Source organism: Sphingobium yanoikuyae (assembly GCF_034424525.1).
Lineage (GTDB): Bacteria > Pseudomonadota > Alphaproteobacteria > Sphingomonadales > Sphingomonadaceae > Sphingobium > Sphingobium yanoikuyae.
The window spans coordinates 2,797,293-2,814,462 of sequence record NZ_CP139979.1; the positions used below are offsets into that span (position 1 = coordinate 2,797,293).

Annotated in this window: 21 protein-coding genes; 3 read left to right on the top strand and 18 right to left on the bottom strand. The window is 68.4% G+C overall.

Annotated features, from left to right (window positions below; all coding sequences use genetic code 11):
* Positions 1-59: 59 nt before the first annotated feature.
* On the top strand, positions 60-1,301 hold the full coding sequence (locus U0025_RS12835) for a hypothetical protein (protein ID WP_004207788.1): 1,242 nt from the start codon (positions 60-62) through the stop codon (positions 1,299-1,301).
* 247 nt (positions 1,302-1,548) lie between these two features.
* On the opposite strand, the gene U0025_RS12840 is transcribed toward U0025_RS12835, so the two are convergent.
* A complete protein-coding gene (locus U0025_RS12840) occupies positions 1,549-2,085 on the bottom strand; it encodes a hypothetical protein (protein WP_037490311.1) in 537 nt (178 codons plus the stop codon).
* Positions 2,086-2,452: 367 nt separating this feature from the next.
* Here U0025_RS12840 and thpR point away from each other — a divergent pair, with 367 nt between their 5' ends.
* The gene (gene thpR, locus U0025_RS12845) at positions 2,453-3,010 is read left to right on the top strand and encodes an RNA 2',3'-cyclic phosphodiesterase (RefSeq protein ID WP_004207789.1); all 558 of its coding nucleotides are present in this window, start codon (positions 2,453-2,455) and stop codon (positions 3,008-3,010) included.
* A 24-nt stretch (positions 3,011-3,034) separates the two neighbouring features.
* Here the strand turns inward: thpR and U0025_RS12850 are convergent, their stop codons facing one another.
* The 11 genes from U0025_RS12850 to U0025_RS12900 all read right to left on the bottom strand — a co-directional run bounded on the left by U0025_RS12850 (position 3,035) and on the right by U0025_RS12900 (position 13,296).
* The gene (locus tag U0025_RS12850; protein WP_004207790.1) at positions 3,035-3,571 is read right to left on the bottom strand and encodes a superoxide dismutase family protein; all 537 of its coding nucleotides are present in this window, start codon (positions 3,569-3,571) and stop codon (positions 3,035-3,037) included.
* Between the two features lie 490 nt (positions 3,572-4,061).
* Positions 4,062-5,138: an OmpA family protein gene (locus tag U0025_RS12855; RefSeq protein WP_004207791.1), complete on the bottom strand. Its 1,077-nt coding sequence runs from the start codon at positions 5,136-5,138 to the stop codon at positions 4,062-4,064.
* A 182-nt stretch (positions 5,139-5,320) separates the two neighbouring features.
* Positions 5,321-5,824, bottom strand: coding sequence for a DUF2793 domain-containing protein (locus U0025_RS12860; protein ID WP_037490314.1), 504 nt, complete (start codon positions 5,822-5,824; stop codon positions 5,321-5,323).
* A 10-nt stretch (positions 5,825-5,834) separates the two neighbouring features.
* Positions 5,835-8,027, bottom strand: coding sequence for a phage tail protein (locus U0025_RS12865; RefSeq protein WP_004207794.1), 2,193 nt, complete (start codon positions 8,025-8,027; stop codon positions 5,835-5,837).
* Between the two features lie 15 nt (positions 8,028-8,042).
* Complete coding sequence (locus U0025_RS12870; protein ID WP_004207795.1) at positions 8,043-8,444, bottom strand: C40 family peptidase; 402 nt, start codon at positions 8,442-8,444, stop codon at positions 8,043-8,045.
* A complete protein-coding gene (locus U0025_RS12875; protein ID WP_004207797.1) occupies positions 8,441-9,253 on the bottom strand; it encodes a DUF2163 domain-containing protein in 813 nt (270 codons plus the stop codon). Before U0025_RS12875 ends, U0025_RS12870 begins: the two co-directional genes overlap by 4 nt.
* Complete coding sequence (locus tag U0025_RS12880) at positions 9,250-11,616, bottom strand: DUF2460 domain-containing protein (protein WP_004207798.1); 2,367 nt, start codon at positions 11,614-11,616, stop codon at positions 9,250-9,252. The genes U0025_RS12875 and U0025_RS12880 overlap by 4 nt, the downstream gene beginning before the upstream one ends.
* Positions 11,613-12,164, bottom strand: coding sequence for a hypothetical protein (locus tag U0025_RS12885; RefSeq protein ID WP_004207799.1), 552 nt, complete (start codon positions 12,162-12,164; stop codon positions 11,613-11,615). The genes U0025_RS12880 and U0025_RS12885 overlap by 4 nt, the downstream gene beginning before the upstream one ends.
* 195 nt (positions 12,165-12,359) lie before the next feature.
* Positions 12,360-12,581, bottom strand: coding sequence for a phage tail assembly chaperone (locus U0025_RS12890; protein WP_004207800.1), 222 nt, complete (start codon positions 12,579-12,581; stop codon positions 12,360-12,362).
* Positions 12,578-12,892 carry a GTA-gp10 family protein gene (locus tag U0025_RS12895; RefSeq protein WP_004207801.1) on the bottom strand — a complete coding sequence of 105 codons (315 nt, stop codon included), beginning with the start codon at positions 12,890-12,892 and terminating at the stop codon, positions 12,578-12,580. The genes U0025_RS12890 and U0025_RS12895 overlap by 4 nt, the downstream gene beginning before the upstream one ends.
* Complete coding sequence (locus U0025_RS12900; RefSeq protein ID WP_004207802.1) at positions 12,889-13,296, bottom strand: phage tail tube protein; 408 nt, start codon at positions 13,294-13,296, stop codon at positions 12,889-12,891. The genes U0025_RS12895 and U0025_RS12900 overlap by 4 nt, the downstream gene beginning before the upstream one ends.
* A 56-nt stretch (positions 13,297-13,352) precedes the next feature.
* On the opposite strand from U0025_RS12900, the gene U0025_RS12905 reads away from it, so the two are divergent.
* Positions 13,353-13,679, top strand: coding sequence for a hypothetical protein (locus tag U0025_RS12905; protein ID WP_004207803.1), 327 nt, complete (start codon positions 13,353-13,355; stop codon positions 13,677-13,679).
* Here U0025_RS12905 and gp17 read toward each other — a convergent pair whose 3' ends face one another.
* Genes gp17 through U0025_RS12935 form a run of 6 tightly spaced genes read right to left on the bottom strand, consistent with a single transcriptional unit; the run spans position 13,680 to position 17,081 of the window.
* Positions 13,680-14,090, bottom strand: a complete 411-nt coding sequence (gene gp17, locus U0025_RS12910; RefSeq protein WP_004207804.1) for a tail completion protein gp17 — start codon at positions 14,088-14,090, stop codon at positions 13,680-13,682.
* Positions 14,087-14,293 (bottom strand): hypothetical protein, encoded by a 207-nt coding sequence (locus tag U0025_RS12915; protein ID WP_004207805.1) that lies wholly within the window; start codon positions 14,291-14,293, stop codon positions 14,087-14,089. Before U0025_RS12915 ends, gp17 begins: the two co-directional genes overlap by 4 nt.
* Positions 14,290-14,823 (bottom strand): head-tail connector protein, encoded by a 534-nt coding sequence (locus U0025_RS12920; RefSeq protein WP_004207806.1) that lies wholly within the window; start codon positions 14,821-14,823, stop codon positions 14,290-14,292. The genes U0025_RS12915 and U0025_RS12920 overlap by 4 nt, the downstream gene beginning before the upstream one ends.
* A complete protein-coding gene (locus tag U0025_RS12925; RefSeq protein ID WP_004207807.1) occupies positions 14,823-15,101 on the bottom strand; it encodes a phage fiber-tail adaptor protein in 279 nt (92 codons plus the stop codon). Before U0025_RS12925 ends, U0025_RS12920 begins: the two co-directional genes overlap by 1 nt.
* Positions 15,098-15,268 carry a hypothetical protein gene (locus U0025_RS12930; protein WP_004207808.1) on the bottom strand — a complete coding sequence of 57 codons (171 nt, stop codon included), beginning with the start codon at positions 15,266-15,268 and terminating at the stop codon, positions 15,098-15,100. The genes U0025_RS12925 and U0025_RS12930 overlap by 4 nt, the downstream gene beginning before the upstream one ends.
* Positions 15,255-17,081, bottom strand: a complete 1,827-nt coding sequence (locus U0025_RS12935) for a tail fiber domain-containing protein (RefSeq protein ID WP_004207809.1) — start codon at positions 17,079-17,081, stop codon at positions 15,255-15,257. Before U0025_RS12935 ends, U0025_RS12930 begins: the two co-directional genes overlap by 14 nt.
* Positions 17,082-17,170: the final 89 nt, after the last annotated feature.

A 17,170-nucleotide genomic window follows, 5' to 3' on the forward strand; every position in this document is an offset into this window, starting at 1 on the left:
TCGCCCCGGCGCAGGATCATAGTCGCCCCGACGGCCGCTGACACTCCGATGGAGGATCCATGCTGATCGCGATGATGATGGCCGCGCACACTGGCGCTGCCCCGCCCGCCTCCAAGTGGCCGACAATCATGGCATCCATGACCGTCTCTCGCCCTTCGACGCCCCCTGCACCATCGCCGGCCGACAACGAAGATACCATGCTGATCGTCGACGGCGTGCGCATCGATGCCAGCGCTGCGGCGCTGGCGGCCTGCCTCGCCCGCTCATGCCCTCCAGACGAAGATATGGAGGCCGCCACCGTCCACGCTGAAAATCAGTTGCTGGCAGGCGATCATCAGGGCGCGCGCGATACGCTGCGTCAGGCCCGCGCCCGCAACCACCGCCACCAGCGGGATTATCCGGTTCAGGTCGGCCAACTGCTCGACTTCGATGCCGACGTCGCGTCCTACAAGGGGCTGGCGGACTATAGCCGCACCGGCACCATCGATGCGCTCGACGCGCTCAAGGCCGGGCTGCCCCTGCATGATCGCCGCATCGCCATGCAGCGGATGCGCGTTGGCGACGTCTTTCTGCGTCAGGGCAAGATGCGCAGCGCCACCGGTTTTTACGACCGCGTAGCCAAGGAAGCGAGCGCCCAGGGCTGGCCCGAGATGGAAGGGTTCGCCCTGTTTCGCGGCCTCACCGCCTATGCGACTGCAGCCAGTGTCGACCCGGCCTATGATGACGAGGCGCAACGCCGCTACGCCGCATTGAAAAGCCGGACAGTTCCTTCCATCCGCCCCTATCAGGACGCTGCGCTAATCATGCTGGCGAAACTGGAACTGATGAAAAATGGCCTGTCCGAGGAGGAACTGACGCGCCGCCTGTCGGGCCTGCGTTCCGCGTCGCCCCTGCTGGTGGTCGGCCCGCGGATAGAAGCCCAGGGTAACAGCCTGGTCCTGTGGACCGACGACCGGCGCAAACATGCGCTTCTGCCCGCCAATCCATCGGGCCATTGGGCGGAGTTTCGCTATCTCATCACGCCCGACGGCCGGATCGACGCGATCGAGCAGGTGGGTAGAGGCCGAGCGACCAGCCATGTCAGCCCGGAAGCCTGGGCCGACCTGGTCGGCGAAGCGCTGGCCCAGCGCCGCTATTTGCCTCTCGCTCTGGCGGCCGGATCGCCGGGCCTGTGGCAACGCGAACGCTTCTTGCTGACAGCCGACCTGGAACTTCCGCAAAAAAGCCACACCCGCATCCGCCGCCCCGGCGAGAAACTGCACATCCGCAGCTTCCAGATTACAGAAAACGACGCCGACTGATGGGCCGAAAATGGCCGGCGAGGTTTCGACACGTTTTTGCCGTTCCTTCTCCCTTAGAGGGAGAAAGATGCCCCCCCCCCGCCCCTTGTGTAGTTGGAGGAAAGCGGGGGACGAAAACTGATCCCCCCCGAATGCTGCCCGTTCGGTTTCCACCCCCCGCGAATTCGGTCTGCGGACCGGCACTAAAGGGTGGTTAGCAGAACGGCGGCTTTCAGCCGACTGTTGGCAAAATCGGACACCAATTGGCTTATCCGACGCCTAATAGCATTTCGTAAAAGCGGCCGTATGTTCGCCCTCCTGCAACTTTCACACAGTCTTTGAGAGCCTCTTGTTGAAATGCTGTGCCTGCTCGATCGACGATCATGCACGCGCCCAGATATTCTCCCGCTATGGACAGGGCAGCGAGCAGACTCGCTCCGTTCCGCGCGCATTTCCATATCAGGTGATCTGGGTCAGCATGGTCACGCACTACCAGTTCTCCGGAGGGGGTCTCCAGAGTTAGGTAATCTGCTTCTACATCACCTATGATAAAACCGTTTTGCACTGGCTCAGGAAGGTCGCGGAAACGGACCATACCTATTTCGGTGTTGCTGGCGTCATAGCGCGCAAACAAATCACGCAACGTAGGGTCTGGGAGATTATTAGATTGCGCCATCGTTCGATCGAACATTTCGAAAGACGATGAAATATCAATAACCTCGTCCTTGCTGAGGCCGATGGTGGCAAAGGCTTCTGCGGCAGGCTTCGCGTTCCGAAGAGCATTCTTGAATGACAATGCGTCCACCGAGTTTCCTGTTCGCTTTGATAGGCAAGCTAGGTTTCGATGGCCGCTTTAATGCATTTCGGCAATCTCCATAAGCGGCAATAATTGGTCGCTTTCAGACCATCCTCCCCTGCAAGGGGAGTTCAAGGGAGACCCGTGCCTCCCTTGAACTGGCCGTAGACCAGACGGAGGGATCTCCCCCTCTCTATAGGGCGCGTGCCTCCACCACCTCATAGTCCCTTCCGCAGAGTTGCGTGCCTCTGCGGAGCCTCGCAGGGGAGGAACTTACCGCCGCAAATGATCGTCAGCCTTGAAAGCCCGACGCCCGCATTGCCCCCGCGCCACCCTGCCCCTATCCACCAGCCCCCTTTCTCCCTATCTACCGCCCATGTACCGCCTGTTCGTCGCCATCCGTCCGCCTGCCACGATCCGCAGCCAGCTTCTGGCCCAGATGGCCGGCGTTCCCGGCGCGCGTTGGCAGGATGATGGCCAGTTGCACCTGACCCTGCGCTTCATCGGGCAAGTGGATCGCCATCAGGCGGATGATATTGCCGATGCGCTCGCCGGCGTCCGCTTCCAGCCGTTCGCCCTCGCGCTCGCCGGCGCCGGCTATTTCGAACGGCGCGGCGTGGTCGACACCTTATGGGCCGGGGTGCAGCCGCGCGATCCGCTCGCCCATCTCCATGCCAAGGTGGATCGCGCCTGCATATCGACCGGCAGCGCGCCCGAAGCCCGCGCCTATCTGCCGCACATCACCCTCGCCCGCTTCAGCCGGCACGGCGGCGATATCGCGCCTTTCCTGGCGCTGCACGCCGGCCTTGCATCGCCCGCCTTCACCGTGGACGAATTCAGCCTCTATGAAAGCCGGCTCGGCCATGCCGGCTCGAGCTATCACGCGGTCGAAACCTATCGCGCAGACGGTCATCCCGGCGCCCGCGACGATTGACGCGGACGCCGGGGAAATCATGCCTCAGCCAACGCTCAGCACACCACAGGCGACGCGGCCGCCCGCATTGCCGGTCGGGTCGCTCTTGTAGTCGTCGGCCTGGGCATGGATCACGATGGCCGCGCCATCGGCATCCAGCAGCGGCGTCGCGCCGTCACTGATCGCGCCGCCCGGCACCACATATTCGATCTCTCCGCTGCCGTCCGGCTTGGCCTGCATGTTGGGCATGTCGCCCATATGCATGCCCTGCGGATTATCCTTGCCATGCTGATGGCTGGTCGGGTTCCAATGGCCACCCGCGCTGGTGAAATCCGGACCGGTGCAGACGCCGGTGGTGTGGATATGCACCGCGTGGATGCCCGGCGTCAGCCCCTGCGCCTTGACCACGACATGCAGGCCATCGCCCGCCTGGGTCACGACGGCGGTGCCGCGCGCGCTGCCATCGCCAGCGGCCAGCTTGGCCTTGGCGGTCGGCGCGGCGGGCGCGCTCTGGCTGGTCGCGGCACAGGCCGTCACGGCAGCGAGCAGAGGCAGGGCAAGGAACAGGGCGGCGGTCTTCATGGCAAACTCCCGATCACGGAAACAACTGCGCGAACGCGGCAGACGCGTCTTTGTTGCCGATCCGATCCGGTTTGTCATGACCCTTCTGCATATCGTTCGCAATAAAAGCAGGGAGATAGCATGGCATCCATGCTGACGCCCCTCCTTCACCGCCCCAAAGAGCCGTCCGGAGGCAATAGCCTGAGATCGCGATGTGTCATATGTCAGGCCGAAGCCCGGTAGCAATCCAGATCGCAGCGTTATCGGTTCGCCCCGGCAAATAGCTGGCCGGCCATGAGCGCAGACATGATCAACCGCCCATGCGCCGATCGTCTACGCTGCCCAGCACATGACATCCCGGACATATATCCGTTCCACCCGGATCGCGACAGACTGCAACGCACGACAGGTCAGCGCCCGACAGCCCAGCGCGCGCGACGCAGGACAAGAAAAAGGGGCCGATCTTGCGACCGGCCCCTCTTCATATTCCATCCCGAAGGACGGAAATTTCTTACTGACCCGAACCCGGACCGTAGCTGATTTCCACGCGACGGTTCTGGACTTCGCGAACGCCGTCCGCGGTGTCGACGCGCGGCTTCGATTCACCGAAGGCCTGGGTGGTCATCACGCCGTCAGGGATACCCTTCGAGGCGAGATAGGCCTTGGCGGCGTCAGCGCGACGCTGCGACAGACCGACGTTGTACGAGGCTGCGCCCGAACGGTCAGCGTGACCGGCAAGCATGACCTGGGCGTTGCCGCAAGCGCTGTAGGCCGAAACCGCGTTGTCCAGAATGGTGGCGGCGTCAGGCGTGATGTCCGACTTGTCCCATTCGAAGAAGACAATGTACGGCCCAGGCGAGCATTCCGGCGCCGGCGGGGGCGGCGGAGGCGGCGGCGGGGGCGGCGGGGGCGGCGGCGGCGGCGGCGGCGGCGGAGCAGGCTCAGCCGGAGCGCCGAAGTTGTAGGTCAGGCCGAGCAGCAGGCTGTGCGTACGCAGCTTGGTGCTGGCTTCCGAACCGGCGGGGCCACCGATGGTGGTGTAGGCCGGGATCAGCTTGATGTCGTCCTGGTTGAAGAAGCGATACTTCAGCGAGACGTCGACATTGTTGGTGACCGGGTAACGCACGCCGGCGATCGCCTGCCAGGCGAAACCGGTGTCGCTGTCGTTCACCAGGTCGTTGGCCAGCTTGCCACGCGACACGCCGACACCGCCGCCGACGAAGCCCTGCAGGCCGTCATCGGGACCGAAGTCGAGCAGGCCGTTCAGCATGAACGAGAGGGCCGAGGCCGCACCGCCGAAGCCGCTATCGTCGAGGTCGACCTTGGCGCGCTTGTAGGCAGCTTCGGCTTCGAGGCGGAAGCCGCCGAAGTCGTAGCCGATATTGGCGTCGAAATCATAACCCTTATGGTAGTCAGCCGCTACGGTGTTGCTGGCTGCGGTACCGTTACCGGGGGTGAAGGTGATGTCCTGATCTTCAACGATCATAACGCCGGCGTCGACGCCGACATACCAGCTGTTGTCGCGCGCCAAGGCCGGGGTGGCCAGGGCACTGGTCGCAAGCGCAGCCGCGAGGGCAAGCTTCCGCATTTGAATTCCCCTTTCAAAAGTGTCACGAAGGACTGCTGAAACCATGTATCGGCAAGAAGGTTTCATGGCAAGTCCACAATTCGTGAAACCGTTGCAAAAATAACGCAGTAGGGACATCCCCGAGGCTAGCCTCCAAGCTAATACCTACCCCTCTCCATGAAAAGATCGCCGATACTCCAGAATTACATGGAGATCAGGCCATGAGCCTGCAAAGCGGCCAATATCGCGGCAATTGCGCCACGACTCTCGACATCCACGGTCGTGCCACCGGCCGGCCCGGCGATCGCGGCCAGGCGCGCGCCGACAATTTGCTGCCCTTCGACATAAAATCCGTCGCCGCGCACAGCACTATCCCGCCAGGCCGTACCGTCATATGCCATGCCATGGCCGCGGTCCGCGACTTCCAACCGCAATCCAGGGCGTGGCGCGACAAAACGCCAGCCCCCATCCGTCCAGCCGGCAACATGCGCCTCCCGCCCGGCCCAGGCGCCGCTCGCCCCCGCCGCCACGATCCAGCATTGCCCGGCAACCGGTGCCGTCGGCGGCGCCGCCAGGTCGGCGCTTTCCACCACCCCGTGCAACAGCATGTCGATCCGCGCCAGCGCCTCATTATGCATGATTTCCTTCTGCGCCTGCCCGGCATGGAGCAGCGGCAGCGCCCAGCGATCGCTCGTCTCGTTCATCATCCTCGCCTCCTTACAGCAGCATCTCGATCGTCCCCGGCCGCCCCAGCGCCCGCGTGCCGACCTGCCGCACGTCCATGCTCAGCGGCCCGCTCGCGCCATCCATCGCGATCATCGCCGCATCATAGGTCCAGCCCGGTTCCGTCACCTCGGCCCGCCGCACCAGCCGCGCCCCGTCCAGCACCCGCAGCTCATAGCGCTCTTTTTCCTCGGCCAATGGCACCTCCCCACCGCTGCTCCAGCGCCACCCCGCCCGGCTGCGCCGGGTCCAGCCGATCCGCCATCCGCCCGCCCCGTCCGGCGCCGCGTTCAGATGCACCGGCGCCGGCGGCACCAGCGCCGCGCCGCTGATCGTGATTTCCGCCGTCGCGGGTTCCACGTCCCCGATGCCGATCGCCAGCAGCCGCATCGCCGCGCCGATATCCCCCTCCATCCCCGCCGCCGCCAGCGGATCGACCAGCCGGTCCGCCTCGATCAGCAGGAAGGGCGTGCCGGCCGCCTGCCCCGCCATCGCCCATTCCGTGCCGCGCAGCCCGCGCCGCAGCGCCTCCAGCCGATAGCTGGCCGGCCCGGTCCGCACTGCCCGGCCGAACTGGATCAGTTCCTGCCCCACCAGGCACAAATTGCGCCCCTGCGCCAAGGCCGCGCCGTCCGCGCTCGCCAGTTCCATATCCTCGGCCAGCAATGTCACCGACAGGCTGTTCACCATGTCGAGCAGCAGCGTGCTGCCCGGCGGCAAGGCCGCGTCGATCTGCCCCATCACCGCGCGCGACGCCGTCCGCCCGATCGGCTCTGCGGTCCCGCCCGCGTCCAGCGCATAGAGCGCCGCGCTGCGCCAGCCCGGCCCGCCGCTCGCCGCCGCCACCAGTTGCGGCCCGTTCGCCACCCCCTCGGTCAGGCGCGGCAAGTCCGCCAGCATCAGCCGGGTGGGGCCATGCGGCGCATCCAGCTGCCGCACGATCTGGCCGGATGACACGCTGCCCGGCGCATGCCCGCCGGCCCCCGCCAGCCGCCGCAGCGCCAGCCGCACCGCCATCGCCTCCCATTCCCGTTCCTCGATCCGCCACAGCCCCGGCGCATCGGCCAGCGCCACGATCATCCCCGGCTCCAGTTCCAGAGCCCGCCAGTCGCCGCGCACCATCATCCGGTCGCGCCCGGCCCAGATACCGTCCAGCCTTTGCCGCGCCACCGATCGCGCCGCCCCACCGCTCAGCACCGCCGGCAGTTCGATCCCGCGCTCGATCCGCCCCGGCCCCGGCCGCGTCACCCGCTGCACCCCGGCCTGATAGTCGCGCGCCGGATCATGATGCCGCACCGACAGCGCCAGCGCGACGCTGTCCGCTCCCGCATCGGATCGCTCCACCGGATCGATCGCCCGGCCATTGATCCGGCTGCACCGCATCGCCGGGTCCAGCAGCGCCACCGCCGGCCCGGCCTCCCCCACCAGCTGCGCCCCGTCGCCGCACAACCCCAGCCCATAGGCCTCGACCAGCGGCGCGATCGCTTCGGACAGGTCCGCCCCGCTCGCGGCAAAGCCCTCGACCTGGCTTTCCGCCGCGCACCCCATCTGCCCCTCGCTCAGCGCGCCAACGATCGCATCGATCGTCACCGCGCCCGCATCCGCCTCCACCTCGAAGGTCAGCGATGGAATGCGACTGCCATAATCGGACAGCAGCAGATCCTCGAACACCACATAGGCGATGCCGCAATGCGCCGGCGTCATGCCCGCTCCTTGCGCCGACGCGATCAGCGGATCGGGCGCCTGATCCTCGCCCCCTTCATGCAGGCGAAACGCCCCCAGCTGCGTCTTGAAATCGCCCGCCGCCCCGCGCAGCAGATTGCCGTCGGCCCAGATCCGCCCGATCGATCGCACGCCCCGCGCCGACAGCGCCACCGCAAAACTCGCCGAATAGCTGTAGCTCGTGCTGCTCCCCTGCCCCTTGCCACCGCCGCTTTTCGTGCGGATCTCGCGCAGGTCGGTCGCCCATATCACCGTGCCCGCCACCCGCATCCTGCCGAACAGCCGGGGCATCTGCGTGCCATAGCTCGATGTCTGCAACTGCAGGTCGCTCAGCCGCGCGCCTTCCCGCCCCTTCGCCTTGAACAGCACTTCCCGGTCCAGCACATTGCCGATCAGCCCACCGATCGCGCCGCCGATCGGCCCGCCCAGCGCCGTCCCCACCGCGGTCAGCACCATCGTCGCCATAGCTCTCCCTCCCCTTCACGCGCGCCAGATGCGCAGTATCGGCCAGGGCGGCACGCCCGGCGTCTCCACCACCCGCCGCAACCCGGCATGGGCATGGACGAAGCCGCCCGGCACCAGGATCAGCAGATGCCGGTGCAGCGCGCCCGGCCGCACCAGCATCATGTCGCCCACCGCCCCGGCCGTCACCGGCCGCAAACCCGCCGCCCGCGCCCACTCGTCCGCCCGCCGGTCATCGCCGAAGCGCAGCCCATAATCGCCCGGCATCATCGGTGCGTATCCCGCCGCCCGCATCGCCGCCCCGACCAGCCCGACACAGTCCAGCCCCAGCACCGGATCGCGCCCCTGCAGCCGGAACGGCACGCCCACCAGCGCGCGCGCCGCCGCCGCGATCGCTGCTCCGCTTCTTGGCCCGCTCATCCGCCGGGATAGCGGGTCAACAGGTCGGTGCCCGGCAGATAGGGCTCGCCCCGGAAATTGACCGCATTGCCAAAGCGCGCCGCGCAACTCGCCAATTGCCGGTCGCACCCCTGCGTCAACAGCGCCAGCGTCCCCGGCTCCACGCCAAAGGGCGGCGGATCGGCCAGCCGCAGCGCGCCTGCATCATTGTCGACCACCGCCTGGACGATCCCGGCATTGGCGCCGGTCAGCCAGCGGATCATGCCATAGGCATAGATGCCCGCCTCCAGCCCGGCCGCATCCACCACCATGTCCGCCACGCCCGTCACCGCCACGATCTGCCGCCGCCCGGCCATCGCCACCCGGCATTGCCGGTCGCCCAGCGTCGCGCGGCAATCGGGCGATGTCGATGGCGCCACCGGCTCGGCCAGCATCGCCGCCGCCGCGCCCACCAGTTCGGCGCTGAACGTGCCACCCTTGCGCGCCACCGCGCCGATCGTCCCGCGCGCCAGCAGCCGCCACAGCGCGCCCGGCGCCTCCCACTGGGTCAGCCGCAATTCCAGCGCCGCCCCGTCCCAGCGCCCGGCCATCAGGTCCGCCTCGTTGATCGCATCGGCCACCAGCGCACCGGCGACATCGCTGTCGCTGCCCTCCAGCCCGATGCTGCTGCGGATCGCCGACGGCGTCATGCCCGGCGCCGCGCGATAGCGCAGCCCGTCAATCTCCAGGTCGCGGTCATGGCTCGTCAGGCCTATCGCCACCCCGTCGCGCCGTTCCAGCCGCCAGCAAAAGGCCAGCGTGCAGAGCGCCTCCTCCAGTCCCCCGCTCATTCGCGTATCTCCACCAGCGGCACCGACACTGCTTCCCCCGCAGCGAAGGTCGCCCGATTAATCTCCAGCCGATCCTCGGCAAAGCGCACCGGCACGTCGAAGCGATAGCCGGCCGTGATCAGCGTGCCGTCACCCGGCGCCGCATCGAACGCGATCACCCCCAGCCCGACATGCTGCCAGCCTTCGGCCTGCTCCACCCCGTCGATCGCCACCCGGATCGTGCCCGCCACCGGCCGAGTGATGCGCCGCGCCTGCGCATCCGCGCCGCCGCCATAATGGCGTGTCAGCATAAAATCGGTCGTCACCCCGTCGCCGCTGCCCAGCCGCTGATCCAGCGGCCCCGGCGCGATGCCCGGCGGCCCGCTCCGGTCGTCATAGGGATCGCTGAAGCGAAAGCCGCGCGCCGCCCCGCGCCTTGCCCGGAAGAAGGCGATCAGATCGGCAATGTCCGCGTCGGACCGCACCCCTGGCCCGGCGTCGAAGGACAGGCGCGCGTCGGCCCAGTCGCTGCTGCGCCGCTCATGGCCCGACGGGCTTTCGGCCACCTGCGTCGAAAAGGCCGGCGCCACGCTCGCCTCCCGCCCGATCGCGATCGGAAAGCGCACATCGTCAAAGGCCTGCATCGCATCCTCCCCATCCAGTCTGAAACAGGTAAAGCCGTCGCGCGCGACCTGGGGCAGCGCCCAGATATAGGTCGCCGCCGTACCGCGCCCGACCGACGCTTGCGCCGCCGCCGCGATCGCGCGCCACTGGTCGGTCTGCTCGGGCAACAGCACGAAGCCGGAAAAATAATGCTGCTCGGTGACCGGATAGCCCAGCCGCGCGGTCGCCATCTCGATGCCCCGCTCAGTCAGCCGCGGCCGCCCTTGCGTCACCCAGTCATAATCTTCCAGTTGCAGCACATCGAACGCCGGCGCCGCCCAGCCGACCGGCATGTTCGCCCGCTTGGCCTCGGGCGCCAGCGGGTCCAGCACGGTCGGCAGATAGGCCAGAAGATGCGTCACTGCGTCCGGCGCCAATGCCCGGACCGCCCCGCACAGCGCCGCCGTCGACGCCGCCAGCAAAGCCCCCGCATCGTCCAGCAGATCGCATTGCGCCGCGCTCAGCGGGCCACGCACATCCGGGATCGACACCGGGCTCCCGCCCAGCGCCCCCCGCGCCGCATCGTCATAGATGCAGATCCGCCCATCCGCCGGCATCACCCACCACCAGGGTTCGCCGACCTGAAACAGGATCGGAATCTCCGCGTTCAAGGCAATGGAAACAAAGGCACCCGCCACCGCCTGCAAATAGCCCATCGCCCCGCCATGGGCCGGCGACAGCAAAGTCGATGGCGGCGACCAGCCGGTCAGCGCCGGGTCGCCATTTTCCGCCCGCTGTTTCCAGTCGTTCCAGCAATGGGCGTCGAACAATTCATAGGATAGCGACCAGATGACGCCCAGCCCCATCGCCTTGGCCCGCCGCGCAAAGTCCGCATGCCAGGCCGCACAGGGGGCATTGAGCACCCCGCCGGCCAGGCTGACATAGAGGCCCCCGCCCAGCCGTTCGAGCCGGAAATAATGGCTCATCCCGACATAATGGTTGATCGCCCCGCGATAGCCCAGCGCATGGATCGCCGCGACCAGCCGCTCGGGCGTCTGGTTGAAACTATCGTCATAGCCGGTCGCCATGCTGAGCCCATGCTCCGGCAGCATGACGTCACCCGCCGCCAGCACCGATCCCGCCCCGTCGCAGGCGATGTCGCTCAGTTCCGCCCAGCCTTCGACCGGCACGGCAAAGCCGGTATCGCCCGCATCATAAGCGGGCGGCACCAGCGATATGAACATCCGGTCGACATCGCCGGCCCAAACCGGATCGCTATCGTCGGGCAGCCGAAACCCGCCCTCCAGCGCAGCAAAATCCAGCACGATCTCGGCATCTTCCGGCCCGCCACTGGCATAGTTCCACAGCCGCACATACCAGGCACGCGGAGCACCATCGGCATCGCGCCCCTCGATCGTCAGCGTCGGCCCATGCGTCTCGTCCAGCCGCCGCAGCCCACCACTGCGCCAGCGAAAACGCAGCACGCACTGGCGGAAATCCCGCGCCGTCTCATAGGCCAGCAGCGGATGGCTCCACTGGTCCGCCGCGTCCCAGATCAGCCCCGCCAGATCGCCGGAGCCATAGAACACGGCATCGACGCGCAGGCCCTGTCCTGAGCCTGTCGAAGGGGCGTCTGGCCCGGTCGTCACCACGCTCGCCATCATCGGCCGGGGAAAATTCACCGTCCACCACATCGGATCGAACCGCTTGATGAAGCGGCTCTCCTGTCCCCGCCCATGTGCCGGGCCTCCATCGGCCAGCCAATAATCGATCCCGCTCATTGCAGCGCCCCCCGCACCGCCCGCGCCACCTGCCGCGCGCTGCGCGCTAGCAGCCGCGCCTCGCTCTCCTGCCCACGCCCCTGCACCGCGATGTTCACCCGCACGTCGCGCCCGCCACCACCGCCCGGCACCACCTGCCCGCTCGCCGTCGGCACGAAGAGTTCCGGCCCGCGCTCGCCCACCATATAGGCCCGCCCCGGCGCCACCGGCCCGCCAGTCGCCCGCCCCGGCAGGCCCAGCGCGCTGGTCAGCAGCGACGCCCCCAGTTGCACCAGCCCGCCACTATCACTGCTGCCGCCCACCGCCGACCGCAGCGAACTCGCCGCAATCTCGTCCAGCACCGACAGGGCGATCCGCCGCAGATCCTCGAAGCCGAACTTGCCGGTGCGCACCGCGCGCAACAGCCCCTGCTCGATCCGCCGCCCCGCTCGGTCGGCGCCATCGCCCAACGGCCCTTCCAGCCCCGCGCGCATCGCCTCGACATCGCGCGCCAGCCCCTGCGTATCGGCCCGCACCCGCACCACCAATGTCTCGATGTCCTCGTCCATTCCTCGGCCCCTTCTCCTTGGAAAAGCCCATCCCCTTCAGGGGAGGGGTTTGGGGTGGGGGCTATCCGGCAAGGCCGACATCAGCCTACGCACCGCCCCGACCTCCGTTCGTTTCGAGCGAAGTCGAGAAACGGGAAAAGCGGCGCCAGCCGCTTCTCGACACGCCCGAAGCGAACGGACCTTCTGCATTTGAAGTCAGTCCGGCATCGCCTGCATCAGCCGCGCCAGCGCGCCCGCATCCACCCCGTCGATCGGCGCGTCCTCGCCGCGCATCGCCGCCAGCACGGCGCGCAGTTCCGCCGGGGTGGCGCGCCAGAACTCGTCCGGCCGCCACCCCAGCAGCCAGCCGGCGATCCCCGCCAGCCGCCCAGCCCCCTGCGCGAAGCGCATCACTTCGCCTTCCGCAAAGCGCGTCATCGCCCCGCCAATATCTGTTGCAATATCGCCTTGAGCACCGGCGTCGCCCGCGCGAGGCCCGCCGCCAGCAGCGCCTCGCCCAGCGCCTCCCGGCTCAGCCCCTCGCGCTCGACCAGGCAATGCCAGAACAGCCCGACCAGTTCGGCCAGCGTCAGCTTGCCGTCCGCCGCTCGCTCGACCAGCGCGAACAGCGGCCCCAGCTCTTCCTCCGCCGCCACCAAAGCGGCAAAGCTCGGCCGCAGCGCCAGCGTCTCGCCGCCCAGGTCCAGCGCCGCTTCCCCCCGCACGGGGTTCACTGCCCCGCCGCTCATTCGCTCACCACCGCGCCGCTGCTTTCCAGGCTCAGCGCATAGTTGCGCTCGCCATTATAGTCGCCGGCATAGTCGAGCCGCGTCACCAGGAAGCGGCCGCGCATCCGCTCGCCACTTTCGAAACTCAGCTCATAATCTTCGATCGTGCCGGCCAGCGCATGGTTGCGCACCCGGATTTCGGCTGCCGATCCGGTGAAGATGCCGGCCGCCGACACGCTGACCGATCGCACCCCCGCGCCCGACAGCAGCTCGCGCCAGCCGCCCGAATCCTTGCTGGTGATGTTGACCGCCTCGCCATTCACCGACAGCTGCGTGGTGCGCATGCCGGCCACCGTCTCATATGTTGCCGGGACGTTGCCATTTCCCACCTTCAACAGAAACGCACTTCCTTTTTCGACGCCCATGGCGCATTCTCCCGTCAGACAAAGCGTTCTAAAACGCGGATTAAAGGAGAGGTCTGATGCTCGTGGTTGCTCCCCTTGTGATGATGCTCGCGGCCGCGCCGTCGGCCGACGCCATCGGCGCCGCTCGCAAGGCTTTTGCCGGCTGCCTCTCGGCCCAGGTCCAGCCCTCGCTCGACAAGAAGGTGCCGCTCGGCGAATTTCAGGGTCAGCTCAAAAAGACCTGCGCCGACAAGGAAGCGGCCTTCCGCGCCGCGATCCTCGCGCAGGACAAGGCCGACGGCATGTCGGACAAGGATGCGCAGGCCGATGCCGATGATCAGGTGTCCGAATATGTCGACAAGATCATCGGCGAATATGAGGAATATAATAAGCCCGGCACCTGATCAGGCGCCGATAGCCTCGCGCACCACGCGCATGCGGTAATCCGCCACCGCCAGCCAGCCGCCTTCGCCGCGCGCGCCCGTCCGGGCGATCCGCGACCGCAACAGGCTGGCGGTGACGATCCGCCAGCCGCTCGCCTGCGCCAGGCGGATGACCGGGTCGATCCGCGCCAGCAGCTCGCCCAGCCGCCCGGCCGTCTCCGCCATGTCATGCAGGCTGATCGACAGGCGCAACTCGCGCCCCTCGACATCCTTGGCGCCCCAGTCGCTGCCCAGGCATTCGCCGACCACGCCATAGGGCGCGCTCGCCCGCGCCGGCACGCCGTCGAACAGGCCGTTCAACCGGTCCATCAGGCCGCTATCGGCCTTCAGCGCCGCGATCACCGCGCTGCGTATCGCCACCTCCGCGCTCATGTCCTGCTCCTTCCTGCCTCGCGCAGGCTGAGGTCCGCCATCCAGCGCGCCTTCAGCCCCGGCGCCGACGCCCGCACCGCCTCGCCCTCGATCGCCGCCGCCACGCCCTGCGCGTCCAGCGCATCGACAATCGCCGCCCGCCGCCGCGCCGCCAGTTCCTTCATCCGCCGCGTCAGCGTCACTCGCATGACATCGCCCGTCACGAGAGGCGCATCCTGCGCCACGGCCGCCACAACGCGCTCACGACGGCCGGCGGCGCCGCGCCCTCGTCACCGCGCGCGACGAAATGCTCCGCCGCCAGCCGCATGATCCCCTGGCGCAGCGGCTCGGCCACGCCATTGAGGTCCGTCGCCATCCCCGCCTGATACTCCACCGCCAGCCGATTCCCCGGCCGCACCGCCCGTACCCAGCCATCGCCCGACGCATCGATGTCAATCGCATAGGCCTCGACCGGCAGCGGCGTGACCGCCCCCGCATCGTCGACCGCCGCAACCGCACCGATCGCCACCACCGGTCGCGCCGCCAGCCTGTGCCAGCGCCCGTCCGCCGGCACCGTCTCGCGCGCGCCGCGCCGGATCAGCCACTGGCCGACAAATTGCTCGCACAGCGCCGCCGCACTCCGCAGCAATCCCGCAAGCACCGCATCCTCGCCATCGCTCTCGATCCGCAGATAGGCTTTCAGCTCCGCCATCGACGCCGCCAGCTCCGCTCCATTGTCCGCTTCCGCCAGCATCAGCGCTCCTCCACCCGAAAGCCGATCGACCGCTCATCCACCTGCCCGTCGGACAGGGTGACGCGGTTGGTCAGCCGATAGACATGGCCGGCAATCCCGCCGCCCAGCCGCACGCTGCTGCGCTGGTCCTCGAACGCGTTCGCCTCGACGGCCATGCCGCCCGCCTCCACCGGCGCCACGCTCCACGCGCTGGCGACGATCACCTGCCCGGCCAGATAGGCGGACCAGTCGATGCCATGGTCGATCCGCGCCTGCGGATCCTTGATGTTCAGCCTCATGCCCTGTCGCTCCCCCTGTTCGCCTCCGGCCGCTCGGTCCGCGGCGGCGCCGGCACCCGTGCGCCTTGTCCCGGCCGCATCCCCGCCGCCCATGCCCCGTCCCAGCGCACCACTGCGCCGCGCGCATCGCCCAGCACCGCCGCGCCCAATGCCTCACCCGCCAGCATCGCCACCTCCCGCCAGTAGCGCCTCGATCCGGTCGATCCGCCGCCGCTGCCACGCCGCCTCCAGCGCCAGGCACTCCTCGTAGCGCAGCCCCCAGCGCTCCCCCGCCGCCCGCGCCGGGCGGATCAGCACGCCTTCCCCGTCGCGTTCTTCCGCCTCGGCCGGCCAGGCGTCGTGGCACAACAGCCCCAGCCGCACCGCCGCCCCCTCACCCATCCGCGCATCGATCGCATCGCGCACCGCCTGCGCCACCAGCCCGACATGCCAGCGCGCATCCTCGCCCTTGGCCGCCACCGCATCGACGAAGCGGAACTGGCGCCATTGCACATCGCCCCAGGCATCCAGCAGCGCCTCGGGCACCGCGCCGACATCGCATTTGGCCTGCGCATCCGACGTATTGATCGTCCCGCTCGCGGCATGGATCACCGACCAGCGCTGGCTCGGCAGACCCATCGTGCGCGCATTGTCGGTCAGCGGCGCCACATGGCCGTCGAACAGGCTGTTGCCGCTCGACCGCCGGACCTGCCACGCCGCGCCGATCGCCGTGCCGCTGTCGTCATGGCGGTGCAGCACCAGGTCCGACCCGGCATTGCTGCCGCTTTCGGCCGCATTCGACTTGCGCAGCGTCCAGCGCAGCCCGGTCCCGCTGCGCAGGCTGATGCCGGCATATTGGCCGGCCGCACTGTCGATCGTCAGGGCCGCCGCTGCCGCGCCCTGGGTCAGCCCCAGCGCGCTCAGGCCGGTGACGCTGCCGCCGCTGATCTGCGCATTGGCGCTGGTCAGGCCCGGCGCGCTCACCCCGCTGGCCGACACCGTCATCCAGCTGCCCGTCGACAGATTGGCATTGGCGCCCACGCCAAAGGATGTGCCGTCCCGGTTGCCGATGAACAGCGCCCCGGCCGTCGTGCGAAATTCCATCACCGAATTGATGTTGCTCGTCGTCCGATCCGCCAGGAAGGATGTGGTGCCGCTCCCCTGCCGCGCCACCGTGCCATTGACGCTCAGCCCGCCGGTCATCGTCACCGCCCCGCTGGCCCGCGCAATGCTCAGCGGCGTCGCCTTGTAGCTGCCATTGTCGGCATAGCTGGACAGGATGAAATCGCTGCCGGCATCGCTCCCGCTCTCCGCGCCGCTGCCCCGGCCGATCATCCAGCGTGCGCTGCCCGTTCCCAACGACAGGCCCGCCACCTGGCCCGGATCGGCCAGGATGCTGACCTGGGCGGCGTTCGCCTGGCCCAGCCGGCTCACCCCCAGCGTCGTCAGCCCGGTTGCCGCGCCACCAGCGATGGCGACATTGTCCGCCGCCTGGGTCGCGATGCTGCCCAGTTCCAGCGCAGCCCGCCCGGCCGCGGCATCGGCCCGCTCCAGCCAGCCGCGCCCGAACCCGGTGGTGGCAAGGCCCGCCAGCGCGTCCAGCCCCGCGCTCGCATCCTGCTTGCCCGCCAGCGCATCGCCCAGCCCGTCGATCGCCGCCAGCCCATGGCCATGGCCCTCGACCGCCGCGATCCAGCCGCTGTGCAGCACCAGCCCGACCCGCTTCTCGCCCGGCGCAAAACTGACCGCTCCGCCCCCGGCCGACGACGCCATCGGTTCGCGCACCAGCCGCCCCTCGCCATCCAGCGTGCCGCTGCCCGCCTCCCACGCCGCCGGATCATCGACCCCGACGATCATGTAGGGAAAGCGCGCGCCCGCCCCCAGCGCATCGGCAAAGGCGCGGTAGCCCACCAGCGCCCCGCCCAGCAGCAATGGCCCGTCGCCGACATCGAAACAGACCTCGCGCACCAGGTCCGCCATCACCCATTCGCTGATCACCACGCCCCGCTCCCCCACAAAGCAAAAAAGCCCCTCCCCTTCAGGGGAGGGGTTGGGGTGGGGGCTGTCCCCCACCCCCGACACCGTTACGA